At 72.3% G+C, this 23,458-nt stretch carries 22 protein-coding genes and 1 tRNA gene; 8 read left to right on the top strand and 15 right to left on the bottom strand.

Annotated elements, in window-relative coordinates; translation table 11 throughout:
- Nucleotides 1-225 precede the first annotated feature (225 nt).
- The 3 genes from OG994_RS02645 to OG994_RS02635 all read left to right on the top strand — a co-directional run bounded on the left by OG994_RS02645 (nucleotide 226) and on the right by OG994_RS02635 (nucleotide 1,951).
- Nucleotides 226-1,029, top strand: coding sequence for a class I SAM-dependent methyltransferase (locus OG994_RS02645; RefSeq protein ID WP_120327328.1), 804 nt, complete (start codon nucleotides 226-228; stop codon nucleotides 1,027-1,029).
- Between the two features lie 234 nt (nucleotides 1,030-1,263).
- Nucleotides 1,264-1,482, top strand: coding sequence for a hypervirulence associated TUDOR domain-containing protein (locus OG994_RS02640; RefSeq protein ID WP_328852084.1), 219 nt, complete (start codon nucleotides 1,264-1,266; stop codon nucleotides 1,480-1,482).
- Nucleotides 1,472-1,951, top strand: coding sequence for a DUF3140 domain-containing protein (locus OG994_RS02635; protein ID WP_328852083.1), 480 nt, complete (start codon nucleotides 1,472-1,474; stop codon nucleotides 1,949-1,951). The genes OG994_RS02640 and OG994_RS02635 overlap by 11 nt, the downstream gene beginning before the upstream one ends.
- Nucleotides 1,952-2,210: 259 nt before the next feature.
- Here the strand turns inward: OG994_RS02635 and polA are convergent, their stop codons facing one another.
- The 11 genes from polA to OG994_RS02580 all read right to left on the bottom strand — a co-directional run bounded on the left by polA (nucleotide 2,211) and on the right by OG994_RS02580 (nucleotide 14,950).
- On the bottom strand, nucleotides 2,211-4,910 hold the full coding sequence (polA, locus tag OG994_RS02630; RefSeq protein WP_328852082.1) for a DNA polymerase I: 2,700 nt from the start codon (nucleotides 4,908-4,910) through the stop codon (nucleotides 2,211-2,213).
- Nucleotides 4,911-5,100: 190 nt separating this feature from the next.
- Nucleotides 5,101-5,907 (bottom strand): amino acid ABC transporter ATP-binding protein, encoded by an 807-nt coding sequence (locus tag OG994_RS02625; RefSeq protein WP_328852081.1) that lies wholly within the window; start codon nucleotides 5,905-5,907, stop codon nucleotides 5,101-5,103.
- Nucleotides 5,904-6,887, bottom strand: coding sequence for an amino acid ABC transporter permease (locus OG994_RS02620; protein WP_120327324.1), 984 nt, complete (start codon nucleotides 6,885-6,887; stop codon nucleotides 5,904-5,906). The genes OG994_RS02625 and OG994_RS02620 overlap by 4 nt, the downstream gene beginning before the upstream one ends.
- Nucleotides 6,888-6,893: 6 nt before the next feature.
- A complete protein-coding gene (locus tag OG994_RS02615; RefSeq protein WP_120327323.1) occupies nucleotides 6,894-7,799 on the bottom strand; it encodes an ABC transporter substrate-binding protein in 906 nt (301 codons plus the stop codon).
- 35 nt (nucleotides 7,800-7,834) lie between these two features.
- A complete protein-coding gene (locus OG994_RS02610) occupies nucleotides 7,835-8,545 on the bottom strand; it encodes an ABC transporter ATP-binding protein (RefSeq protein ID WP_120327322.1) in 711 nt (236 codons plus the stop codon).
- Nucleotides 8,535-9,380 (bottom strand): ABC transporter ATP-binding protein, encoded by an 846-nt coding sequence (locus OG994_RS02605; RefSeq protein WP_120327321.1) that lies wholly within the window; start codon nucleotides 9,378-9,380, stop codon nucleotides 8,535-8,537. The genes OG994_RS02610 and OG994_RS02605 overlap by 11 nt, the downstream gene beginning before the upstream one ends.
- A complete protein-coding gene (locus tag OG994_RS02600; RefSeq protein WP_120327320.1) occupies nucleotides 9,373-10,518 on the bottom strand; it encodes a branched-chain amino acid ABC transporter permease in 1,146 nt (381 codons plus the stop codon). The genes OG994_RS02605 and OG994_RS02600 overlap by 8 nt, the downstream gene beginning before the upstream one ends.
- Entirely contained in the window at nucleotides 10,515-11,465 is a 951-nt protein-coding gene (locus OG994_RS02595) for a branched-chain amino acid ABC transporter permease (RefSeq protein WP_120327319.1), read from the bottom strand. Before OG994_RS02595 ends, OG994_RS02600 begins: the two co-directional genes overlap by 4 nt.
- 106 nt (nucleotides 11,466-11,571) lie before the next feature.
- Complete coding sequence (locus OG994_RS02590) at nucleotides 11,572-12,732, bottom strand: branched-chain amino acid ABC transporter substrate-binding protein (protein ID WP_328852080.1); 1,161 nt, start codon at nucleotides 12,730-12,732, stop codon at nucleotides 11,572-11,574.
- Between the two features lie 258 nt (nucleotides 12,733-12,990).
- Entirely contained in the window at nucleotides 12,991-14,181 is a 1,191-nt protein-coding gene (locus OG994_RS02585; RefSeq protein WP_328852079.1) for a hypothetical protein, read from the bottom strand.
- A gap of 148 nt (nucleotides 14,182-14,329) precedes the next feature.
- Nucleotides 14,330-14,950 (bottom strand): ANTAR domain-containing response regulator, encoded by a 621-nt coding sequence (locus OG994_RS02580; RefSeq protein WP_120327316.1) that lies wholly within the window; start codon nucleotides 14,948-14,950, stop codon nucleotides 14,330-14,332.
- 96 nt (nucleotides 14,951-15,046) lie between these two features.
- Here OG994_RS02580 and OG994_RS02575 point away from each other — a divergent pair.
- Together OG994_RS02575 and OG994_RS02570 are read left to right on the top strand one after the other, a co-directional pair.
- Nucleotides 15,047-15,130: transfer RNA gene (locus tag OG994_RS02575), tRNA-Leu, on the top strand.
- A 359-nt stretch (nucleotides 15,131-15,489) separates the two neighbouring features.
- Complete coding sequence (locus tag OG994_RS02570) at nucleotides 15,490-15,912, top strand: hypothetical protein (protein WP_240032809.1); 423 nt, start codon at nucleotides 15,490-15,492, stop codon at nucleotides 15,910-15,912.
- Nucleotides 15,913-15,983: 71 nt separating this feature from the next.
- Here the strand turns inward: OG994_RS02570 and OG994_RS02565 are convergent, their stop codons facing one another.
- Nucleotides 15,984-17,147: a trans-sulfuration enzyme family protein gene (locus OG994_RS02565; RefSeq protein ID WP_328852078.1), complete on the bottom strand. Its 1,164-nt coding sequence runs from the start codon at nucleotides 17,145-17,147 to the stop codon at nucleotides 15,984-15,986.
- Between the two features lie 102 nt (nucleotides 17,148-17,249).
- On the opposite strand from OG994_RS02565, the gene OG994_RS02560 reads away from it, so the two are divergent.
- The 3 genes from OG994_RS02560 (at nucleotide 17,250) to OG994_RS02550 (ending at nucleotide 20,448) form a co-directional block, all read left to right on the top strand.
- Nucleotides 17,250-17,729, top strand: coding sequence for an Lrp/AsnC family transcriptional regulator (locus tag OG994_RS02560; RefSeq protein WP_328852077.1), 480 nt, complete (start codon nucleotides 17,250-17,252; stop codon nucleotides 17,727-17,729).
- 46 nt (nucleotides 17,730-17,775) lie between these two features.
- Nucleotides 17,776-18,786 (top strand): LLM class flavin-dependent oxidoreductase, encoded by a 1,011-nt coding sequence (locus OG994_RS02555; RefSeq protein ID WP_328852076.1) that lies wholly within the window; start codon nucleotides 17,776-17,778, stop codon nucleotides 18,784-18,786.
- A gap of 228 nt (nucleotides 18,787-19,014) precedes the next feature.
- Nucleotides 19,015-20,448 carry a pyridoxal-dependent decarboxylase gene (locus OG994_RS02550; RefSeq protein ID WP_328852075.1) on the top strand — a complete coding sequence of 478 codons (1,434 nt, stop codon included), beginning with the start codon at nucleotides 19,015-19,017 and terminating at the stop codon, nucleotides 20,446-20,448.
- Between the two features lie 71 nt (nucleotides 20,449-20,519).
- Here OG994_RS02550 and OG994_RS02545 read toward each other — a convergent pair whose 3' ends face one another.
- From OG994_RS02545 to pyk, 3 genes are all read right to left on the bottom strand, one after another.
- Complete coding sequence (locus tag OG994_RS02545; protein WP_120327310.1) at nucleotides 20,520-20,984, bottom strand: RrF2 family transcriptional regulator; 465 nt, start codon at nucleotides 20,982-20,984, stop codon at nucleotides 20,520-20,522.
- Between the two features lie 62 nt (nucleotides 20,985-21,046).
- The gene (locus OG994_RS02540) at nucleotides 21,047-21,931 is read right to left on the bottom strand and encodes an acyl-CoA thioesterase (RefSeq protein WP_120327309.1); all 885 of its coding nucleotides are present in this window, start codon (nucleotides 21,929-21,931) and stop codon (nucleotides 21,047-21,049) included.
- Nucleotides 21,928-23,376, bottom strand: coding sequence for a pyruvate kinase (gene pyk / locus OG994_RS02535; RefSeq protein WP_120327308.1), 1,449 nt, complete (start codon nucleotides 23,374-23,376; stop codon nucleotides 21,928-21,930). The genes OG994_RS02540 and pyk overlap by 4 nt, the downstream gene beginning before the upstream one ends.
- Between the last annotated feature and the right edge of the window lie 82 nt (nucleotides 23,377-23,458).

Below are 23,458 nucleotides of genomic sequence, written 5' to 3'. Positions count from 1 at the left end.
GCCGGCTCATCGTGCCGTGAGCTGCGAAAGCCGCGGAATCGCCCGTATTGCGTCGCACCTGTCTCGTCCGTCACACCCGCCACGGGGCGACCGTCACTGCGCCGGCGCCCCTCGCCGGCCCGCGGCACCACCGGCTCGCGTGCCCCGCCCCGCCCGACGTGGCGGCCCCGCCCGACGTGGCGGCCCCGCTCGGCGTGGCGGCGGCCGAGGCCCTAGCGTGGGCGCGTGGACGACGACAGCCGGGTGACCCGACGCCGGGTCGCCGACGCCGAGGCCCGGGTGGCGAGCCGCCGCTGGTGGGACGCCGACGCCGACGACTACCAGGCCGAGCACGGGACGTTCCTCGGCGACGTGGACTTCGTCTGGTGCCCCGAGGGGCTGCGCGAGGCGGACGTGCACCTGCTCGGCGACCTGGACGGGCGCCGGATCCTCGAGGTCGGCTGCGGCGCCGCGGCCGCCGCACGGTGGCTCGCCACGCAGGGCGCCCACCCCGTCGCCATGGACCTCTCCGCCGGGATGTTGCGGCACGCCGCGGAGGCCGCCGACCGCACCGGCGTACGCGTGCCGCTCGTGCAGGCCGACGCGCTGGCCCTGCCCTTCGCCGACGCGGCGTTCGACACCGCCTGCACGGCGTTCGGGGCGATCCCGTTCGTGGCCGACTCGGCGGCGCTCATGCGGGAGGTGTTCCGGGTGCTGCGCCCCGGCGCCCGCTGGGTCTTCTCGGTCACCCACCCGATGCGGTGGATCTTCCTCGACGACCCGGGCGAGGGCGGCCTGCGGGCGGTGCACTCGTACTTCGACCGCCGGCCGTACGTCGAGCAGGACGAGGCGGGCGTGCCCACCTACGTCGAGCAGCACCGCACCCTCGGCGACCGGATCCGGGAGCTGGTCGGTGCCGGGTTCCGCCTCGTCGACCTCGTGGAGCCGGAGTGGCCCGAGGGACACGAGGGGATCTGGGGGCAGTGGAGCCCGTTGCGCGGTCGGCTCTTCCCGGGCACCGCCATCTTCGTCGCCGAGAAACCGGCCTGACCCGCCGCCCACGCGCACACCGGCCGCAGCCGGCGCGGGTACCGGCCTGCGGCCGGCGCGGGTCCGCCCCGCGGTGGCACGCGGTGATCATGAGGTTATCGCCCCGACACGCCGAGTGAAGAGGCAGTAACTTCATGATCACCGCGTGGGGGTCGGGGACCTCGGGCCGGCGGGGGCGCCGCCAAGCGAGGCGTGGAGCCGTTTTCGGCGGTCCGCCCCGGGTACGCCGACGGCATGGCCGAGAAGCAGGAGTTCCGCAGAGGCGACCACGTCTCCTGGGCCAGTCACAGCGGCCGGGCGTACGGCGTGGTCAAGGAGAAGCTCACCGAGCGCACCCACGTGCGCGGGCACGCCGTGAACGCCTCGGAGGAGGAGCCGCAGTACCGGATCCGCAACGACGACTCGGGCCGGGACGTGGCCCACCGCCCGGAGGTGCTGCGCCGTGAGCGGTGACGACGACGTCCGCGAGGCCCAGCGCGAGTTCACCGAGGCCGTGAACATGAAGCCGCGCGAGCTGGCGTCGTGGCTCGAGACCGACGAGTCGAAGCACGTGGGCTGGCGCCGCAAGGGCACCCGCGGCGGCGAGTCGGTGGGCCACGAGTCGGGCCGGCGGATCATCGACCTGCTGCGCCGCAAGCGCGGCGAGTTCTCCGCGGCCGACGTCAAGCACATGCGCAAGGTCGTGGCGTACGTGCGGCGGCACATGGCCCAGCGCCCCTCCGGCGACGTCCGGAACACCCGGTGGCGCTGGTCGCTCATGAACTGGGGTCACGACCCGCTCAAGGCCCCGCTCCCGCCGCCGGGCGGCCGGTCCCGCCAGGCCCTCGAACGGCACGGGACCCCGCCACCGTCCCGTCGCGGGCCGGAGCCGGGCCAGCGGCGGCCGGCCCGACCGGGTCGCGTCCGGCAGCGGCCCCGCTGAGGCACGCCGGCGGACTCCGCCGGGTGGCCAAGCACGCCAGCAGCGGCCCCGCTGAGGCACGTTGGCGGACTCCGGCCGGTGGCCACGCCAGCAGCGACCGCCGCCGAGGCGCGAGCCCGCGGACCCCGCCGGGAGACCGATCACGCCAGCAGCGACCGCCCCGGGGCGCGAGCCCGCAGACCCCGCCGGGTGACCGATCACGCCGGCAGCGACGGCGCTGGGGCGCCCGCGGGCGGCCCCGGCGGTTCGGCCGGTGCGGTCAGTGGTCGGCGCTGTTCCAGTCCCGGCCCTCGCCCACGGAGACCTCCAGCGGCACGGACAGCGGGTAGGCGGCGCCCATCTCCCGCCGGACCAGGTCCTCCAGGGCCCGCCGCTCACCGGGAGCCACCTCGAAGACCAGCTCGTCGTGCACCTGCAGCAGCATCCGGGAGCCCAGCCCGGCCTCGCGCAGCGCCGTGTCGACCCGCAGCATGGCGACCTTGATGATGTCGGCCGCGGAACCCTGGATGGGGGCGTTGAGCGCCATCCGCTCGGCCATCTCCCGCCGCTGCCGGTTGTCGCTCACCAGGTCGGGCAGGTAGCGGCGGCGGCCGAGGATCGTCGACGTGTAGCCGTCGTGCCGGGCGCGCGCCACCACCTCCTGGAGGTAGTCGCGGACGCCCCCGAAGCCGGCGAAGTAGTCCTCCATGAGCCCGCGCGCCTCCTCGGCGCTGATCCCGAGCTGCTGGGAGAGGCCGAAGGCGCTCAGCCCGTACGCGAGCCCGTAGTTCATCGCCTTGATCTTGCGGCGCTGGTCGGGCGTGACCTCGGTGAGCGGGACCTTGAACACCGACGACGCCGTGGCGGCGTGGAAGTCGGCGCCGGAGTTGAACGCGTCGATCAGGGCGTCGTCGGAGGAGAGGTGCGCCATGATCCGCATCTCGATCTGGCTGTAGTCGGCGGTGAGCAGGCACTCGTAGCCCTCCCCCACCACGAACGCCCGCCGGATCCGCCGCCCCTCCTCGGTGCGGATGGGGATGTTCTGCAGGTTGGGCTCGGTCGAGGAGAGCCGGCCGGTGGCCGCCACCGTCTGGTTGAAGGTGGTGTGGATCCGGCCGTCGTCGGAGACCGACTTGAGCAGCCCGTCGACCGTCGACTTCAGCTTGGCCACGTCCCGGTGGCGCAGCAGGTGGGCCAGCACGGGGTGCGGGTTCTGGGCGTAGAGCCACTGCAGCGCGTCGGCGTCGGTCGTGTAGCCCGTCTTGATGCGCTTCGTCTTGGGCAGGCCCAGCTCGCCGAAGAGGATCTCCTGGAGCTGCTTCGGCGAGCCCAGGTTGAACTCCCGCCCGACGGCCTCGTACGCGCCCTGCGCGGCGGCCTTCACCTCGGCCGCGAAGTGCGCCTCCAGGTCGGAGAGGTAGTGCGTGTCGGCGGCGATGCCGGTGCGTTCCATCCCGGCGAGCACCCGCATGAGCGGCAGCTCCACCCCGGCCATGAGCCGGGCCGACTGCTCGCCGTCGCGGGACAGCTCGGCGTCGATGGCGTCGGCCAGGTCGAGGGTGGCCCGCGCCTGGAGCATCAGGTTCTGCTCGGCCTCGCCGTCGTTGCCGAGCCCCTCCAGGGTGAGCTGGCCGGTGTCGGGCGCGTCGACGCGCAGCTCCCGGTGCAGGTAGCGCAGGGCCAGGTCGGTGAGGTCGTAGGAGCGCTGGTCGGGCCGGGCCAGGTAGGCCGCGATCTGCGTGTCGCGGACGATCCCCTCCAGCGACCATCCGTGCGCCGCGCAGGCGAGCACGGCCGGCTTGGCGTCGTGCAGCACCTTCGGGCGGTCGGCGTCGGCGAGCCAGGCGGCCAGGGCGGCCTCGTCGGCCGGGTCGAGGCGGGCCGGGTCGAACCAGGCCGCGGCGCCGCCGGCGGTGGCCAGGGCCATGCCGAGCACCGAGGCGGTGTGCCGCCGGTTCGGGCCGGTGTCGAGCTTCACGGCCACGCCGACCGGGGTGCCGGCCGGCGCGTGCGTGCCGAGCCAGCCCGTCAGCACGCCCGGCTCGGTGAGCACCTCGCCGGTCAGGTCGAAGCCGGACTCCGCCTCCGGCTCCACCGCTTCCAGGTACTGGTAGAGGCGGTCGCGCAGGATGCGGAACTCGAGGGTGTCGAAGACCTGGTGCACCGCCTCGCGGTCCCAGCCCGGCCACCGCGCGTCCTCCGGGCGCAGCGGCAGCTCCAGGTCGGAGACCAGGCAGTTGATCTCGTAGTTGCGGATCACGTCGGCGAGCCGCTCGCGCAGGCTGTCGCCGGCCTTGCCCTTGATCTCGTCGGCCCGGGCCACGATGCCCTCCACCCCGCCGTAGGTGGTGATCCACTTGGCGGCGGTCTTCGGGCCGACACCCGGGACGCCGGGCAGGTTGTCGCTGGTCTCGCCGACGAGGGCGGCCAGGTCGCGGTAGCGCTCCGGGGGCACCCCGTACTTCGCCTCGACGGCGGCCGGGTCCATCCGGGCCAGGTCGGAGACGCCCTTGCGCGGGTAGAGCACGGTGATGTTGTCGCCGACGAGCTGGAACGCGTCCCGGTCGCCGGTCGTGATGAGCACCGACATGCCCTGGTCGCGGGCCTGGCAGGCGAGCGTGGCGATCACGTCGTCGGCCTCGTAGCCCTCCTTCTCCACGACCGGGATGCGCAGCGCCGCGAGGACCTCCTTGACGAGGCTGACCTGCCCCTTGAAGTCGGTCGGGGTCTCGCTGCGGCCGGCCTTGTACTCCGCGTACTTCTCGGTGCGGAAGGAGCGGCGGGACACGTCGAACGCGACGACGATGTGCGTCGGCTGCTCGTCGCGCAGCACGTTGATGAGCATCGAGGTGAAGCCGTAGACCGCGTTGGTGGGCTGCCCCGTCGTGGTGGAGAAGTTTTCCACCGGCAGGGCGAAGAACGCCCGGTATGCCAGGGAGTGTCCGTCGACGAGGAGCAGGCGCGGCGTCGTAGCTGTCACGGCAGCGACTCTAGCCCGGGCGTACGACCAAATGGCAGCGGCGGGGCGGGGCGGCGCGCCCCCGCGCTCCGGGCGTCGCCGGCCGGCCCCGACCGCGCGCCGGCGGCGGGCCGCGACCGCCGCGGCGGCGGACGCCGGGCCCCACGGGAGGCGCGCCCGCCGGGGGCGGGTCTCCCGTGCGGCCCGGCCGCTACAGCACCTTGGCGAGGAAGGTCTTCGTCCGCTCGTGCCGCGGGTTGGCGATCACCTCGCGCGGGTTGCCGCGCTCGACCACGACGCCGCTGTCCATGAACACCAGCGTGTCGCCGACCTCCCGGGCGAAGCCGATCTCGTGGGTCACCACGATCATCGTCATGCCGTCGCGGGCCAGGTCCTTCATGACGTCGAGGACCTCGCCGACCAGTTCCGGGTCGAGGGCGCTGGTCGGCTCGTCGAAGAGCATGAGCTTCGGCTGCATGGCCAGAGCCCGGGCGATGGCGACCCGCTGCTGCTGGCCACCGGAGAGCTGGCCCGGGTAGTTGCCCATCTTGTCGGCGAGGCCGACACGGGCCAGCAGTGCCTCGGCCCGCTCCCGGACCGCGGCCTTCGGCTCCCGCTTGACCCGCACCGGCGCCTCGATGACGTTCTCCAGGGCGGTCATGTGCGGGAACAGGTTGAACCGCTGGAACACCATGCCGATCGCGCGGCGCTGCGCGGCGACCTCCTTCTCGCGCAGCTCGTGCAGCTTGCCGCCGCGCTCCCGGTAACCGATCAGGTCGCCGTCCACCCAGATCCGACCGGCGTTGATCTTCTCCAGGTGGTTGATGCAGCGCAGGAAGGTGGACTTGCCGGAGCCGGACGGCCCGAGCAGGCAGCACACCTCGCCGCTGCGCACCTCCAGGTCGATGCCCTTGAGCACCTCGATGTGGCCGAACGACTTGTGCACCTGCTCGGCCCGCACCATCAGCTCCGACTCGGCCGCCGGCGCGCCCGTCTGGGTGGGGATCAGCTCGCTCATCCCACCGCCCCCTGACCGCCTCCGCCGCCCTGCTCGGCCGCGATCGTACGCAGCCGCAGCCGGGCCCGCCCGGCCGGGCCGTAGCCCTTGCCGAAGTGCCGCTCCAGGAAGTACTGGCCGACCAGCAGGATGCTCGTGAGGAACAGGTACCACAGGCAAGCCGCCACGTACATCGGGAAGATCTGGAACGTCCGCTTGCCCACCGCGTCGAGCTGGAAGAACAGCTCGACGCTGACCGGCACGTACAGCAGCAGCGACGTGTCCTTGAGCATGGCGATCGTCTCGTTGCCCGTGGGCGGGATGATCACCCGCATGGCCTGCGGCAGCACCACGCGGCGCAGCAACTGGCCGCGGCTCATGCCGAGCGCCTGGGCGGCCTCGGTCTGCCCCGGGTCCACCGACTGGATGCCGGCCCGGACGATCTCGGCCATGTACGCCGCCTCGGACAGCGCGAGCCCCAGCAGGCCGGCCATGAACCCGGTGAGGATGTCCCGCGACGAGAACCCGAACAGGCGCAGCTGCAGGTTGTCGATGCCGAACAACTGGCCGAGCTGGGTGTCGAACGGCACCCCGAACTCGATCCGGCTCCACAGGATGCCGATGTTGCCGAACACCGCCAGCAGGACGAGCCGGGGCACGGCGCGGAAGAACCAGGTGTAGAGCCAGGCCACCCCGCGCAGGATCGGGTTGTCGGACAGCCGCATGATCGCGACCACGACGCCCAGCGCGACGCCGATCACCATGGCCGACACCGTCATGAGCACCGTGCCGCGCAGCAGGCCCTCGATGATCGGCGGGCGGAACATCTTGTCCACCATGAACGACCAGTTGAAGGCGTCGTTCGTGACCAGCACGTGGACGAACATCGCGGCCAGCACGGCCAGCACGGCCACCGTCACCCAGCGGCCCGGGTGCCGTACGGGCACGGCGCGGATCGGCTCCGGCCGTGCCCGTACGGTTGTCACTTCCTCGGATTCCATGTCGCGTTACGGGTTGATCGCGGGGTCCGTGATCGCGCCGTCGCCCACCTTCCACTTGTCGAGCACCGTCTTGTACGACCCGTCGGCGATCAGCGCCTTCGTGGCGTCCCGGACGGCCTCGGCGAACGCGGTCTGGTCCTTGGCCACGACGTAGCCGTACGGCGCCGCCTCGTACTGCTTGTCGAGCAGTTCGAGGGCCCCGTTGGACTGGGTCACCGCGTACACGCCCACCGGGTAGTCGGCGAGCATGGCGTCGTCCTTGCCCGAGACCACGGCGGCCGTCGCGGCGTCCTGGCCCGGGAACTGCTCGACGGTGATGGCCGGCTTGCCGGCGTCGGTGCAGGCCTTGGACCGCTTCTCGATGTCCTCGACCTGGACGGTGTCCTTCTGCACGGCGATCTTCTTGCCGCAGGCGTTGTCGATCGTGACGCCGGCCGGGTTGCCCGCCTTGGTCACCCACTGCGTGCCGACCTGGAAGTAGCTGATCATGTTGGCCTGCGTCTTGCGCTCGTCGTTGATCGTGAACGACGAGACGCCGACCTCGTACTTGCCGGAGTTGACGCCCGCGATGATGTCGCCGAACGGCGCCGAGACGAACTCGGCCTGCAGGCCGAGCTTCTGGGCGACCGCGGTGAACAGCTCCACGTCGAAGCCGACGACCGTCTTGCCGTCCTCGTCGAGGAACTCGGCCGGGGCGTACGTCGAGTCGGTGCCGACCACGATCTTGCCGTCCGCCTTGATCGCGTCCGGCACCTTGTCGGCCAGGGAGGTGTCCGCCGAGGCGCTGACCGTGGGCCCGGTGCCGGTCGCCTCGCCGCCCTCCTCCTCACCGCAGGCGGCGAGGGAGAGCAGCAGCGCGGCCGCCCCGGCGGCGCCGAGCACGGCCCGGCGCCGACCAGTGATGTTGAACATGTCGTGCACTCCTTGCGATGAGGGGTGGCGGCCGGTCAGGCGACGCCGAGGTAGGCGTCCTTGACCGACGGGTCGTGCAGGAGTTCCTGGCCGGTGCCGCTCTTGACGATCCGGCCGGTCTCCAGCACGTACGCCCGGTGCGCCCGGGCCAGTGCCTGCTGCGCGTTCTGCTCCACCAGCAGGATGGTGGTGCCCTGCTCGTTGATCTCCGTGATGATGTTGAAGATCTGCTGGATCAGCATCGGAGCCAGCCCCATCGATGGCTCATCCAGCAGCAGCAGCTTGGGACGGCTCATCAGCGCACGGCCGACGGCCAGCATCTGCTGCTCGCCGCCGGAGAGCGTACCGCCATGCTGCTTACGCCGTTCCGCCAGCCGCGGGAACAGGGTGAGCACCCGGTCGAGGTCCTGGGCGACACCCGCCCGGTCCCGGCGGGTGTAGGCCCCCATGTCCAGGTTCTCCAGCACCGTCATGCCCGGGAAGATGCCCCGGCCCTCGGGCGCCTGGCAGAGCCCCCGGCGCACCCGCAGGTCCGCCCGCAGCTTCGTGATGTCCTCACCGTCGAACCGGATCCGGCCGCTGGCGACCGGCCGGATGCCGGAGATCGCGCGCATCGTGGTCGTCTTGCCGGCGCCGTTCGCGCCGATCAGGGCCACGATCTCGCCCTCACCCACGGTCAGGCTGATGCCGTGCAGCGCCTGGATCCGCCCGTACAGCAGGCTCACGTCTTCGATCTCAAGCAGCATCGTCCGGCACCCCCAGGTACGCCGCGATCACCTTCGGGTCCTCCCGCACCTCGCCCGGCAGGCCCTCGGCGATCTTCTTTCCGAACTCCAGCACCACGATCCGGTCCGTGACGCCCATGACCAGGCGCATGTCGTGCTCGATCAGCAGGACGGTCACGCCCGTGTCCCGGATCTGCCGGATGAGCTGGAGCAGCTCCTCCTTCTCGGCCGGGTTGAAGCCCGCGGCCGGCTCGTCCAGGCACAGCAGCACCGGGTCGGTGGCCAGCGCCCGGGCGATCTCCAGCCGGCGCTGCTCGCCGTAGGAGAGGTTGCGGGCGAACTCGTGCATCCGGTGCCGGATGCCGACGAACTCCAGGAGGCGCTCGGCCTTCTCCCGGCCCTCGCGCTCCTCGCGCCAGTGCCGGGGCAGCCGCAGCAGCGCCGAGATCACGCTGGTCTTGTGGTGCGCGTCCGCGCCCACCAGCACGTTCTCCTGCGCGGTCATCTCGGGGAAGAGGCGGATGTTCTGGAACGTCCGCGCCATGCCCATCCGGGTGATCTGGTGGCGCTTCTTGCCACTGATCTTCTGCCCCCGGAACCGGATCTCCCCCTCGGTGGGCTGGTAGATGCCGGTCATCGCGTTGAAGCAGGTGGTCTTGCCGGCGCCGTTCGGGCCGATGAGACCGAGGATCTCCCCCTTGTACAGGGTGAAGTCCACCTGGTTGAGCGCGACCACGCCGCCGAAGCGCAGCGTGACGTTGTCCACCTCCAGCAGCGGCTCCCGCTCGGACACCGCCTCGACGGCCGGGGCGGGCGCCTGCGCCGGAACGGCCGGCTTCTGCTCCGTCTCACTCACCGACGGTCACCTCCTTGCGACGGTCCTTGAACTCCGCCGCCCGTCGCCGGTTCGGGATGAGGCCCTGCGGCCGGAAGATCATCATCACCACGAGGACCACGCCGAAGAAGAGGAACCGGAACTCGTACAGCTCGATGCCGAACAGCTCGATGCCGCGGAACCGCTCGATCATGTACGCCACGAGGCCGCCGCCGACGATCGCGCCGACGATGTTGCCCGAGCCGCCGAAGATGACCGCGGCAAGGATGATGATCGAGTTGAGCAGCTCGAAGTTCTGGGAGTTCACGAAGTTCTGCTTGCCCGCGAAGAGCGCACCGGCGAGACCCGCGATGGCCGCGCCCGCCGCGAACGCCCACAGCTTGAACTTGAACGTCGGCACACCCATCAGCTGGGCCGCGTCCTCGTCCTCGCGGATCGAGATCCAGGCCCGGCCGACCCGGCTGTGGGTCAGGTTCCGCACCCCGATGACGACCAGGATGATCAGCGTGAGCACCAGCCAGTAGTACGGGCGGGCGTCGAGCACACCGAAGACCGGCCGGCCGTCGGCGTACTGGCCCGGCGGGTGCGGGATCTGGTTGAAGCCCCGCTGCCCCTTCAGGAACTCCGAGCTGACCGCCGCGATCCGGATCATCTCGGCGAAGCCGAGGGTCACCAGCGCGAGGTAGTCACCGCGCAGCCGCAGCGTCGGCGTACCGAGCATGACGCCGGAGACCATGGTCAGCGCGATCGCGATCGGCACCACCACCAGCCACGGCCAGAGCGTCTTGATGTCGCTGCTCGGCGACGTCAGCACCGCCACGGTGTACGCGCCGACGGCGAAGAAGCCGAAGTAGCCCAGGTCGAGCAGGCCGGCGAAGCCGACCACGATGTTCAACCCGACCGCCATCAGCACGTAGATGGAGACGGTGAACAGCACCTGCGTGAAGTTCGCGCCGGGCGTCGGGATCGGCCCGAGGTACTGGTAGAACTCCTTGTTCGGCAGCGCGTAGAAGAACACGATCACCGCTGCCAGCAGCGCCCAGCGCACCCAGCGCGGCGCGTGGTGCCACCGCTCGGAGATCGCCTCGCGTCCGTGCCGCAGCCGCGTCGTGAACGCTTCCCGCTGCTCCGGGCTCGGCCCGTTAACGGTCGTCGTCATGCCCGTGCCCTCCCGAGCGACTCGCCCAGCAGGCCGGTGGGCCGGAACATCAGGAGCACCACCAGCACCGCGAAGGCGGCGAAGTCCTTCCACTGCGTGCCGAACAGGCCCGACGCGTAGTTCTCGATCACACCCAGCAGCAGACCACCCAGCAGCGCGCCGCGCAGGTTGCCGATGCCGCCGAGCACCGCGGCCGTGAAGGCCTTGAGGCCGAGCAGGAAGCCGACGCTGTAGGTCAGCGTCTGGATCCGTACGTCGTAGAGCAGGCCGGCCACGCCCGCCATGGCGCCACCCGCGATGAAGACCATCAGGATGATGCGGTCCTTGTTCACGCCCATCAGCGCGGCGGTGTTGGCGTCCTGGGCGACCGCCCGGATGCCGCGGCCGGTACGGCTGCGGTTGATGAACAGGTCCAGCGCGATCATCATGACCAGCGCGGCGCCGATGGTGAGCAGCTGCACCCCGTCGATGGGCACGCCCGCGATGTGGAACAGCGGCTTCGTGCCGACCAGGATCGGGGCGCCCTCGGGCAGGCGGCGGGTGTAGACGCCGAACGCCTCCGAGATGGCGATGGACGCGCCGATCGCGGTGATCAGGAACGCCAGCGGCGGCGCGTTGCGCTTACGCAGCGGCCGGTACGCCACCCGCTCGATGACGGTGGCCGTGCCGGCGGAGGCGATCGCCGCGACGATCATCGCCACCAACAGGTAGAACATGATCGATCCAACGCCGCTGACCTGCGAGTTCTGGTCGAGACCGAACCCGTTCCAGGTCCAGATCGCGGCGAACGCGCCGGCGATGAACACCTCGGAGTGGGCGAAGTTGATGAGTCGGAGCACGCCGTAGACCAGCGTGTACCCCAGCGCGACCAGGGCGTAGATAGAGCCCTGTGTCAGGCCGGTCGTGGTGAGTTCCCCGAAGTTGGAGAACAGGCCGTCGAAGTTCAAGGGTGGGACGCTCCATCGGGTCTGGAGAGATAAAAGGGGTGCGGCCGGGAGCGAGCTCCCGGCCGCACCCGCGATCACAACTCAATCGCTCTAGCAGCGACCGACGTCAGGCCTTCGGGATCTCCTGGTCCGGGACGACCTTGCCGCCCTGCACCTTGTAGGCCCAGATCTTGACCTGCGCCGGGTCCAGCTCGCCGCCCTCCACGAACTTGTAGCTGGCCGCGACACCCTCACCGCTGTAGCCCTTCACGAACTCCAGCAGGCCCTCGCGGGTGGTCTTGCCCGCCTTGATGCCGGCGAGCAGGATGTTGGCCGCGTCGTAGGCGGTGTCGCTGTACGTGCCCGGGTCGGTGCCGTTGAGCGCCTTGAACTCCTCGACGAACGTGCCGCGGGCCTCCGTGGCCGGCTGGCACGGGCAGGTGAGGATGGTGCCCTCGGCCGCCGCCGCACCCGCGGAGGTGATGTAGGCGGGGTCGTTGACGCCGTCACCGGCGACCAGCGGCGCGGTGACGCCGGCAGCGGTGAGCTGCTTACGGATCAGGCCGGCCTCCTGGTAGTAGCCGCCGTAGAAGATCGCCTTCACGTTGGCGGCCTTGACCTTGGTGACCACGGCGGAGAACTCGGTCTGCTTGCCCTCGCCCTGGACCTTGTCGGTGCCGACGACCGCCGGGCCGAGGATCTTCTTGACCTCGTCGGCCAGGCCGGCGCCGTACGCGGACTGGTCGTCGATGACGAAGACCCGGTCGGCCTTCATCACGTTCTTGATGTAGGTGCCGGCGGCCGGGCCCTGGCTGAGGTCGTTGCCGACCACGCGGAAGAACGTCTTCCAGCCCTGCTCGGCGAGGCTGGGACGGGTCGCGGAGGCGGTGATGGCCACCAGACCGGCCTCGTGGAACAGCGGGCCGGCGGCCTCCGACTCACCCGAGTAGGCCGGGCCGACGATGCCGAGGATCTTCGGGTCGTCGATGGCCTTCTGCGCCAGCTGCGGGGCCTGGTCCGGGCTGCCCTGCGAGTCCAGCTCGACCAGCTCGACCTTGCAGTCGGCGTTCTCCTTGTTGTACTTGTCGACGGCCAGCTTGACGCCGTTGTTCTCGTTGATGCCGAGCGCCGCCGAGCTGCCGGTCAGCGCGCCGAAGAACGCGATCTTGTTGCCGCACTTGTCGCCGCCGGACGCGGCGTCGTCACCGCCGCTGGAGCAAGCGGCGCCACCGGCGACGAGCGCCAGCATGGCGACTCCACCGAGCACACGCGTGAGCTTCTGCCTCAAGGCCCGAACCCTCCTCCGTCCCATGGTTCGAACCACCCGCTGGCCATTGGCCCTTGCGGAGCGTACGAACCAGACCGTCGTCTCCGGTCTGGGGCCGGACGTTATCCCACCGCTGAGGTGTGACGTAAGCCCCAAGCGACCGGGTTGACCGAACCGTTACACGCCGTGGCGGATCGGAAACGATCGCTGTAAGAAGCCTGGATCCGGAAGACTCTTTACGCCCGTCCGTTCGGTAACGAGCGACACCGGGATCGCCCGCTACCGATCGACCGCCGACACCGGCGCCCACCAGGCACGGGATCCTCGACCGTCGTCGGCGGACACCAGCAGACGCCCCCCATGGGCAACCACCGACACCGCCGCGTCACCCCTGTCCGGCACCTCGGCCGGCATGACCACCGGCGACCACGAACCACCCGAATCCGCCGAGCACCACAGTGCGTGACCCTCACCGTCAGCGACCGCCGCCACCAGGACCCGATCCACCCCCGCCAACCCGGCCACCGACGCCACCCCCGACCCCGCCGCCGGGAACCCACCGACCCGCCGCCAGGACCCCGCCGCCCCGGCCGCCACCGACGCCCGCCACGCCGCGAACCCGTCACCCACCGGACCCACCGCCATCACCGAGCCGGCCACCGCCACCACCCGCTGCGCCTGCCCCCGCCCGCCCGGCGCCGGCAGCTCCACCCGCCGCCACCCCACGCCGTCCGCCGACGTCCACGCCACCGGCGCCAGCACCGTCCCCCCGGCCGGCAGCACCGCACCCACCACCAACCACCCCGACCCCAGGGCCGACCCGTCGTACGCCGACGTCCGGCCGCGCCCGTCGCCGGCCAGCTCCGGCAGACCCTCGCGCAGCGTGAACCCACCACCGTCCACAGAGGTCCACACCGCCGCCCCGTCGGCCCGCGCGCCGACGATCAGCCAACCGGCCGGACCGCCCACCACCCGCGCCGCGCTCACCGCCCGCGGCCCACCGAACCGCTCGAACGGCGCCGGCACCTCCCGCAACGCGCCGCCCGACGCCTGGATCCAGCTGCTCGTCCGCGGATTCCCGTGCACGCCACCGGTCGCCGCCCCGAGCGCCGCCAACCGCGCCTCCCGGCACGCCGCCGCGTACAGCAGCTGCTGCCGACCGTAGAAGCTCGACGGTGACACCGGCAGCGCCGACCACACCAGCCCGTCACCGCTCGACCAGGCGGCCGGCCGGATCGCACCGGACCCGTCGGCCACCCCACCCACCAGATACCAGTGGCCGGCGCACACGGCCGCGTCGCGCACCATCGGGCGACCCGGGGCGCCGGGCGGCGCCGGCAGTGTCACCGATCGCCACGCCGGACGCACCGGCGGCGGATCGTCGCCGTCGACCGCCGTGCCGCGCCCACAGCCGGCCACCACCAGCACGGCGAGCACACCGCACACCGCGAGCACGCGCCGGACGGACACGGATCCGATGCTATCGATCGGCAGGCCCCCGACGGCTCCCCCGCACGGCCGACCGCCGATGTCCCCACGCCGCCCCGCGCGCGGTGCCCCACGGGCGGGCGAGCGCGCCCGGTCCCCCGGCCGCCGTCGCCGGCCCGTCACACTCCGGTCAGGAGGCGGGGCGCGGCGCCTCCCCGCCGGCGGTCTCCACGAGGATCCGCTCGGCGACCTCCTTCATGGTCATCCGGTGGTCCATAGCCGTCCGCTGGATCCACTTGAACGCCTGCGGCTCGGTCATCCCGTACGTCGTCATCAGCGCGCCCTTGGCGCGCTCCACCGTCTTGCGGACCTCCAGGCGGTCCGTCAGGCCGGCCACCTCCGCCTCCAGGGCGGCGATCTCCGAGTAGCGGGAGAGGGCGATCTCCACGGCCGGCACCAGGTCGCTCTTCTGGAAGGGCTTCACGAGGTACGCCATCGCCCCCGCCGCCCGGGCCCGCTCGACCAGGTCCCGCTGGCTGAACGCGGTCAGGATGATCACCGGGGCGATCCGGGCGCCGGCGATGCGCTCGGCGGCGGCCAGCCCGTCCATGATCGGCATCTTGATGTCGAGGATGACCAGGTCGGGCTTGAGCTCCTCGGCGAGCCGGACGGCGGTCTCACCGTCGCCGGCCTCCCCCACCACCTCGTAGCCCTCTTCGACCAGCATCTCGGCGAGGTCCAGCCGGATGAGCGCCTCGTCCTCGGCGATCAGCACCCGCCTGCGCTCGGTGTCCGTCTGCGTCTCCGCCACGAGCCCTACCCCCACCATTGATCTCGGCACGGTTACCACCCATGCTCTCGCATGAGCCTAGTCGGGTACAGTGAGCCACACCCCCTCCAGGGTGACGCCGGGATGATGGAATCGGCAGACATGAATGCCTCAAAAGCATTTGCCCGACAGGGCGTGCGGGTTCGAGTCCCGCTCCCGGCACTTTTGTCATACATGCGTTCGAAGATGCCTGCGTGCACTCCCTCGACATTCGCGCTCGCGCTCGTCGGCAGTACCTCGCCGGCAGCACGGTGGCGGAGGTAGCCCGCCAGTTCGGCCTTCCGTACCCGACCGTTCGCCACTGGTGCAGAGACCGCCCAGAGCCGAAGCAACTCGGCACGGAGTCGCGGTGCTTCCGATGCCGGAGCGACGTCGACAATCCGACAGACCCAGCCGCCTACGCCTACCTGGTCGGCCTCTACCTCGGTGACGGCCACCTGGTCACCAGTGCCCGGGTTCCGGTTCTGCGGATCTACTGCGCCGACGCCTGGCCAGGCCTCGTCGATGCCTGCGAGCAGGCCATGAAGGCCGTGCTGGCCCTATCGGTGCAACGGGTCCGGCACGAGGGCTGCGTCAAGGTGCAGAGCTACGGCAAGCACTGGCCGTGCCTGTTGCCTCAGCACGGGCCGGGCAGGAAGCACGAGCGCCCCATCGTCCTCGCCGACTGGCAGCGGGAGATCGTCAGCGCCCACCCCGGTGACTTCCTGCGCGGCCTGTTCCACTCCGACGGCTGCCGGGCGAGCAACCGGGTGACGGTCCGCGGCAGGGAGTACGTCTACCCGCGCTACCTGTTCACCAACGAGTCGGCCGACATCATGGGGCTCTGCCAGTGGGCGCTGGACCTGCTCGGCATCTCGTGGCGGATGAACCGGCGCAACTCGCTCTCGGTGGCCCGCCGGGCGGCAGTGGCGGCCCTGGACCGGCACGTCGGCCCGAAGTCGTGAGGCGGCCCGCCCCCGGTCCGGCGCGGGCCGGCCCGAGGCCGGGAAGGCCGCCCCCGGTCGGCCGGAGGTGGTCAGGCGATGCGGGCGAGCGCCTGGTCGAGGTCCGCGCGGAGGTCCTCCGGGTCCTCCAGGCCGACGGAGATCCGCAGCAGCCCGCCGGCGGGCTTCGCGTCGCCCTCGACGGGGCGGTGGGTGAGCGACGCCGGGTGCTGGATGAGGGTGTCCACCCCGCCGAGGGAGACGGCGTGGGTGATGAGGCGGCAGGCGCCGGCGACGGTCGCGGCGGCCGGGGCGCCGCCGCGTACCTCGACGGCGAGGAGGCTGCCGGTGCCGGTCATCTGCCGGCCGACGAGGCCGGCGGGGTCGTGCGCGGACGGGTGGTGCACGCGTACGACGGCGGGGTGGCCGGCGAGCCAGCCGGCGAGCTTCTCGGCGGTGGCCTGTTGGGCGCGGACCCGGACGGGCAGGGTCTGCAGGCCGCGGTGCAGGAGGTACGCCCCGAGTGGGTGCAGGATCGCGCCGGTGACGGCGCGGACCTGCCGGAGCCGGGCGGCCCAGTCGGTGTCGCAGGCGACGACCCCGGCGAGGACGTCGCCGTGCCCGCCGATGCTCTTGGTGGCGCTGTGCAGCACGAGGGCGGCGCCGTGGCGGGCCGGCTGCTGGAGCACCGGGGTGGCGACGGTGTTGTCGACGAGCAGCGGTACGGGCCCGGCCGCGTCGGCGAGGGCGGCGATGTCGACCAGTTCGAGGGTGGGGTTGGCGGGGGTCTCGACGACGACGAGTGCGGTGTCCGGCCGGACGGCGTCGGCGACCTGGTCGGGGCGGGCCCAGGTGACGGTGGTGCCGAGCAGGCCGGTGGCGAGGACGTGGTCCGTGCCGCCGTAGAGGGGCCGCACGGCGACGACGTGGCGGCGGCCGTCGCGGGTGGCGGCGAGGACGGTGGCGGTGAGGGCGGCCATGCCGCTGGCGAAGGCGACGGACGCGGCGGTGCCTTCGAGGTCGGCGAGGGCGTTCTCGAAGCGGGCGACGGTGGGGTTCCAGAGCCGCTGGTAGACGGCGCTGTCGCCGGGGGTGAGGGGGTTGCCGCCGGCGAGGTTCTCGTAGGCGTCGCCGCCGGCGTCGACCGAGGGCAGGGGGTTGGTGGTGGAGAGGTCGATGGGCGGCACGTGGACGCCGAGCGCGGTGAGGTCGTCGCGGCCGGCGTGCACCGCCCGGGTGTCCACGGACGTCGTCATGGGCCGAAGCGTCGAACATCAGGCCGGTATATGGCAATGGATCCGAAGATGATTCTGTGAAATGTCTTTGTGACTTCCTTGGATTCGGTGGAGGATGTGCGCATGGCCCCTCCCCCGAATGATGTGCGGCGCTTCGCGGCGCTGGACGACGTCGACCGCGCGATCCTCACGGAGCTGGCCGCGGACGGGCGGCTGCCGAACAACGCCCTCGCCGACCGGGTGGGTGTGGCGCCGTCGACGTGCCTGGCGCGGACGCGCGCGTTGCGGGAGAGCGGCGCGATCCGCGGGTTCCACGCGGAGATCGACCCGGCCGCGCTGGGGCTGCCGCTGCAGGCGCTGGTGTCGGTGCGGTTGAAGGCGCACGAGCGGCCGGCGGTGGACGCGTTCCGGGCGCGGTCGGTGCGGCTGCCCGGGGTGGTGTCGGTGTTCCACGTCGCGGGGGCGGACGACTACGTGCTGCACGTGCGGGCGGCCTCGGCGGACACGCTTCGGGACTTCGTGCTGGACCATCTCGCGGTGGACCCGGCGGTGCAGCACACGCAGACGAGTCTCATCTTCGAGCAGGCGCGGGGCGTGGGATGAATCGCGTCGGGGAACAAATCCGGCGCGTGCGGGGTTGGCGAGGCGTGTGATCGACGTACCGCTCTCCGTTCTCGACCTTGCCCCCGTCGCGGCCGGCGCCTCCGCCGGCGAGGCCCTGCGCCACACGACCGAGCTGGCCCGGCGTACCGAGGAGCTGGGCTACCACCGGTTCTGGGTGGCCGAGCACCACAACATGCCGGCGATCGCCAGTTCGGCGCCGGCCGTGCTCATCGCGCACCTGGCCGCGGCGACCTCGACGATCCGGCTCGGGTCGGGTGGCGTCATGCTGCCCAACCACGCGCCGCTGGTGGTGGCCGAGCAGTTCGGCACCCTGGAGGCGCTGCATCCGGGCCGGATCGACCTGGGCATCGGCCGGGCGCCGGGCACCGACCAGGTGACGGCGCTGGCGCTGCGCCGCACGATGGAGGGGTTGTCGGCCGAGGGTTTCCCCCGGGAGCTGGCCGACCTCATGAACTACTTCAGCGGCGAGCGGCCGGGGCCGATCACGGCCACTCCGGGTAGGGGCCTTCAGCCGGCGATCTGGTTGCTGGGGTCGAGCGGCTTCAGCGCCCAGCTCGCCGGTCTGCTCGGGTTGCCGTTCTCGTTCGCGCACCACTTCAGTGCGCAGAACACCCTGCCCGCGCTGACGCTGTACCGGCAGCACTTCCGGCCGTCGCGCTGGCTGGACGAGCCGTACGCCATGGTGGCGGTGAACGTCGTCTGCGCGGAGACCGACGAGCGGGCGCGGTGGCTGGCGGGGCCGAGCGGGTTGTCGTTCCTGCGGTTGCGCTCGGGGCGGCCGGAGCCGCTGGCCACGCCGGAGGAGGCGGCCGCGTACCCGTACACGGAGGTGGAGCGGGAGTTCGTGGCGGCGCGCTGGGAGGGGCAGGCGATCGGGTCGCCGGAGACGGTTCGCCGGCAGCTCGCCGACCTGCGGGAGCGCACCGGCGCGGACGAGCTGATGCTCACCACGATGGTGTACGACGTGGCCGACCGGGTCCGTTCGTTCGAGCTGGTGGCGGAGGAGGTCGCCGGCGGGTTGCGCCGGGACGCCTGAAACACGATCTTCACGCCGGCGTCACCCCCGCGACCCGGACGGCGCCTAGTTTGGAAGCCGGTGGTGGTACGGCGTTCCCGGTCGGGACGGGTCGGGGACGCCGCGGTGTGGCGCACCGGGCCGTGGCTGTGCGGATTCCGCGGTCACGGCCCGGTGCCTGCCTCCGGCGCCGGGGTCGTGATGCGGTTCCCCCTTGCCACCCGGCCGGTTTGTTGATCGACTCGACTCGTGGCTGAGCACATGGACCCCGAGGAGTTCCGGCGCGCCGGGTACGCCGTGGTGGACTGGATCGCCGACTACTGGTCGACGCTCGGGAAGCGTCCCGTGGTCTCGTCGGATCCGCCCGGCGCGGTGGCCGCCGCCCTGCCCGACGGCCCGACGGCGCAGGGCGAGCCCGTCGAGGCGGTCCTCGCCGACCTGGACGCGCTGGTCGCGCCTCGCCTCACGCACTGGCAGCACCCGGGCTTCTTCGGGTACTTCCCGGCCAACACGTCAGGGCCCAGCGTGCTGGGTGACCTGGTCAGCGCCGGTCTGGGCGTGCAGGGCATGCTCTGGGCCACCAGTCCCGCCTGCACGGAGCTGGAGACGGCGATGATGGACTGGCTCGCCGGGCTGCTCGACCTGCCGGAGAAGTTCCGGTCGCACACCCGCGGCGGCGGCGTCATCCAGGACTCGGCCTCCTCGGCGACGCTGGTGGCCACCCTCGCGGCGCTGCACCGGGCCGGTGGCGGCCGCTGGCGGGACGCCGGGGTGGACCGCCGGTACCGGGTGTACACGTCGACGCACGGGCACTCGTCGATCGAGAAGGCGGCGCGGATCGCGGGGCTGGGAGCCGACGGCGTCCGCGTGGTGGCGGTGGATCCGCGGACCCAGGCGATGCGTCCGGACGCGCTGCGGGCGGCGATCGAGGCGGACCGGGCCGCCGGGGACGTGCCGGCGATCGTCGTGGCCACCATCGGGACGACGTCCACCACGGCGGTCGACCCGGTGCCGGAGATCGGGGCGATCTGCGCCGAGTTCGGGGTCTGGCTGCACGTGGACGCCGCGTACGCCGGTTCGGCCGCCGTCTGCCCGGAGCTGCGCTGGTCGCACGCGGGGCTGGAGTACGCCGACTCGTACTGCTTCGACCCGCACAAGTGGCTGCTCACCGGCTTCGACTGCGACGCGTTCTGGGTGGCCGACCGGGGTGAGCTGGTCGAGGCGCTCACGGTGATGCCGGAGTACCTGCGCAACGCCGCCACCGAGTCCGACGCGGTGATCGACTATCGGGACTGGCAGGTGCCGCTGGGTCGCCGGTTCCGGGCGTTGAAGCTCTGGTTCGTGCTGCGCTGGTACGGCGTCGAGGGGTTGCGGGCGCACATCCGTCGCGGGGTGGCCCTCGCGGCCCGCTTCGCCGACCGGGTCGCCGCCGACGAGCGGTTCGAGGTGACCGCGCCGCACCCGTTCTCGCTGGTCTGCTTCCGGCTGCGGGCCGACGACGAGACCAACAGCGCGCTGCTGGCCCGGGTCAACGCCACCGGCCGGGTGCATCTCACGCACACGCGGGTCGACGGCCGCTACACGCTGCGGCTGGCGGTCGGTTCGCCGTACACGACCGAGGCGCACGTCGACGAGGCGTGGGACCTGCTCCGCGCGGCGGCCGACGAGCTCGGGGCCGGCTGAGGCCCGGACCGGCCGGCGGACGCCCGCGCCGGCGGGCGACCGGCGGGCGTCGCGGACCGGGCCGCGGTCGGTCAGGTCCAGGCGCGCGGGTCGGCCGCCAGCTCGGTGATCCGTGCGGGCAGGCTGCCGTTGGCCACGTCGGCGACCGTCACCAGTTCGAGGATCTCCCGCTCGCTGGCCCGCAGCGCGATCCAGACCTCCTGCAACGCGCGGGCCGCGCCGTGGTAGCCGAGCTGCTCGGGGCGCTGCCCCCGCACGTGGGCGAGAGGGCCGTCGATGATCCGGATGACCTCGGCGAGGGAGATCTCCTCGCCGGGGCGGGCCAGCCAGTAGCCGCCCTCCGGCCCCCGCTGCGCCTGCACGATGCCGCCGCGGCGCAGCTGGAGCAGGATGCTCTCCAGGAACTTGGGCGGGATCTCCTGGGCCCGGGCGATCTGGTCGGCGGTGACGGGCCGGCCCCGTCCGGGCCCGCTGGCCGTCGCCGCCAGCTCGGCCACCGCGCGGAGGGCGTAGTCGACCCGGGCGGAGAGACGCATGCCGGACAGGTTATCGGGCTGGTCGGCCGCCCGGCCCGCCGGCCCCGGGGCCGGTCAGGCCGTCACTCGCCGACGCGGCGCAGCAGGCCCTCCTGCACGGCGCTGGCGATCTGCCGGCCGTCCACGGTGAACATGCGGCCGGTGGCCAGGCCACGGGCGTCGGACGCCGACGGGCTCCAGCAGTCGTAGAGGAACCACTCGTCGGCGCGGAACGGCCGGTGGAACCACAGCGCGTGGTCGAGGCTCGCGCCGACCACGCCGCCGGGCCCCCACACCTCGCCGTGCACCGAGAGCACCGAGTCGAGGAGGGTCAGGTCCGAGGCGTACGTGAGCGCGCAGGCGTGCAACAGCGGGTCGTCCGGCAGCTTGCCGTCGATGCGCATCCAGACCCGCTGGTGGGGGTTGGCGGGCCGGTCGCCGGGGCGGACCCAGCCGGGCTCGCCGACGTAGCGGACGTCGATGGGGCGGGGGATCTGGGCCCAGATGCCGAGCCGCTCGGGATAGCGGGACAGGCGGTCGGTCATCGTGGGCACCTCGTCCGGCCCGGGCACGTCGGGCGGGGCCGGCGCCTGGTGGTCCAGCCCCTCCTCGGCCCGGTGGAACGACGCCGACATGAAGAAGATCGGCTTGTCGTGCTGGAGCGCGACCGAGCGGCGTACCGAGAAGGAGCGGCCGTCGCGGACGTCCTCCACCTGGTACTCGATCGGCTCGGTCGGGTCGCCGGGGCGGACGAAGTAGCCGTGCAGCGAGTGCACGAGCCGCTCCGGGTCGACCGTGCGTCCCGCGGCCACGAGGGCCTGGCCGGCGACCTGGCCGCCGTACACCCGCTGCGGCCCGACCGGCGGGCTCATGCCCCGGAAGGTCATGTCGCCGGTCTGCTCTAGGTCGAGGACCTCGAGCAGCTGGTCGACCGCGGCCTGGCCGACCGCGACCTGCGGGCCGGTCACTGCAGCGCCCGCGCGGACGCCGCGTCGACCAGCGAGCCGAGCTGGTGGACGCGCAGGGTGTTCGTGGAGCCGGGGGTGCCGGGCGGGCTGCCCGCCACGATCACCACGTAGTCGCCGGGGTTTGCCCGGTTGAGGCCGAGCAGCGCCTGGTCGACCTGGCGGAACATGTCGTCGGTGTGCTCGACGAACGGCATGAGGAACGTCTCGACGCCCCAGGAGAGGGCGAGCTGGTTGCGCACCTCGGGCACGGGCGTGAACGCCAGCAGCGGCAGGTCGCAGTGCAGGCGGCTGAGCCGCCGCACGGTGTCGCCGGTCTGGGAGAAGGCGACCAGCGCCTTCGCGCCGATCGCGCGGGCGATCGAGGAGGCGGCGATGGTGAGGGCGCCGCCGTGCGTACGCGGGTCGTGCTGGAGCCGGGGCACGGCGATGGAGCCGGACTCGGTCGTCGTCACGATCTTGGCCATGGTGCTGACCGTGAGCACCGGGTACTTGCCGACGCTCGTCTCGCCGGAGAGCATCACCGCGTCCGCGCCGTCGAGGACGGCGTTCGCCACGTCCGAGGCCTCCGCCCGGGTGGGGCGCGAGTTCTCGATCATCGAGTCGAGCATCTGGGTGGCCACGATGACCGGCTTGGCGTTCTCCCGGCAGAGCTGCACGGCGCGCTTCTGCACCAGCGGCACCTGGTCGAGCGGGAGTTCGACGCCGAGGTCGCCGCGGGCGACCATGACGCCGTCGAAGGCCAGCACGATGGCCTCCAGGTGGTCCACCGCCTCCGGCTTCTCGACCTTGGCGAGCACCGGCCGCTGCACCCCGACCTCGTTCATGACGGCGTGCACGAGCTTGATGTCGTCGGCCGAGCGGACGAACGACAGGGCGATCATGTCGACGCCCAGACCCAGGGCGAAGCGCAGGTCCTCGGCGTCCTTCTCGGAGAGGGCGGGGACGCTGACCGCCACGTTCGGCAGGGAGACGCCCTTGTTGTTGGAGACCGGGCCGCCCTCGGTGACGAGGACCCGGATGTCGTTGCCCTGCACGTCGGTGACCTCGACGGCGACCCGGCCGTCGTCGATCAGCAGCCGGTCGCCGGGCTTCACCTCCTGCGGGAGCTTGCGGTAGGTGCAGGAGACGCGGTCCTTGGTGCCGAGGACGTCGTCACCGGTGATCACGACGGAGTCGCCGGTGCGCCACTCGTAGGGGCCGTCCGCGAACTTGCCCAGGCGGATCTTGGGGCCCTGGAGGTCGGCGAGGACCGCCACGGGCCGGCCCGCCGCCTCGGCCGCCTCCCGGACCAGCCGGTAGACCGCCTCGTGGTCGGCGTGGCTGCCGTGACTGAAGTTGAGCCTCGCCACGTTCATCCCGGCCTCGACGAGGCCCCGGATGCGCTCCGGAGACGAGGTGGCGGGACCGAGTGTGCAGACGATCTTCGCGCGGCGTGTCACGCCCATCAGGCTAGTCCCTCCTCCGGGTCGGGCTGTCCGCCGACCCCTTGCGGGCTGCGGATCAATTGTCCACCGTCGTGCGGCGCCC

Origin of the sequence: Micromonospora globbae (assembly GCF_036184225.1) — a bacterium.
In the GTDB taxonomy this organism is placed as follows: domain Bacteria; phylum Actinomycetota; class Actinomycetes; order Mycobacteriales; family Micromonosporaceae; genus Micromonospora; species Micromonospora globbae.
Note: the sequence above shows the minus strand (reverse complement) of the source record. Positions and strands in the feature narration are given on the sequence as shown.

Coding starts and splice junctions, on each gene's coding strand:
- pyk (WP_120327308.1), bottom strand. CDS start 23,376: ATGGGCGTGACACGCCGCGCGAAGATCGTCTGCACACTCGGTCCCGCC.
- OG994_RS02600 (WP_120327320.1), bottom strand. CDS start 10,518: ATGACGACGACCGTTAACGGGCCGAGCCCGGAGCAGCGGGAAGCGTTC.
- OG994_RS02610 (WP_120327322.1), bottom strand. CDS start 8,545: ATGCTGCTTGAGATCGAAGACGTGAGCCTGCTGTACGGGCGGATCCAG.
- OG994_RS02625 (WP_328852081.1), bottom strand. CDS start 5,907: ATGAGCGAGCTGATCCCCACCCAGACGGGCGCGCCGGCGGCCGAGTCG.
- OG994_RS02615 (WP_120327323.1), bottom strand. CDS start 7,799: ATGTTCAACATCACTGGTCGGCGCCGGGCCGTGCTCGGCGCCGCCGGG.
- OG994_RS02565 (WP_328852078.1), bottom strand. CDS start 17,147: ATGACGACGTCCGTGGACACCCGGGCGGTGCACGCCGGCCGCGACGAC.
- OG994_RS02620 (WP_120327324.1), bottom strand. CDS start 6,887: ATGGAATCCGAGGAAGTGACAACCGTACGGGCACGGCCGGAGCCGATC.
- OG994_RS02640 (WP_328852084.1), top strand. CDS start 1,264: ATGGCCGAGAAGCAGGAGTTCCGCAGAGGCGACCACGTCTCCTGGGCC.
- OG994_RS02545 (WP_120327310.1), bottom strand. CDS start 20,984: ATGCGTCTCTCCGCCCGGGTCGACTACGCCCTCCGCGCGGTGGCCGAG.
- OG994_RS02560 (WP_328852077.1), top strand. CDS start 17,250: ATGGCCCCTCCCCCGAATGATGTGCGGCGCTTCGCGGCGCTGGACGAC.
- OG994_RS02570 (WP_240032809.1), top strand. CDS start 15,490: ATGAAGGCCGTGCTGGCCCTATCGGTGCAACGGGTCCGGCACGAGGGC.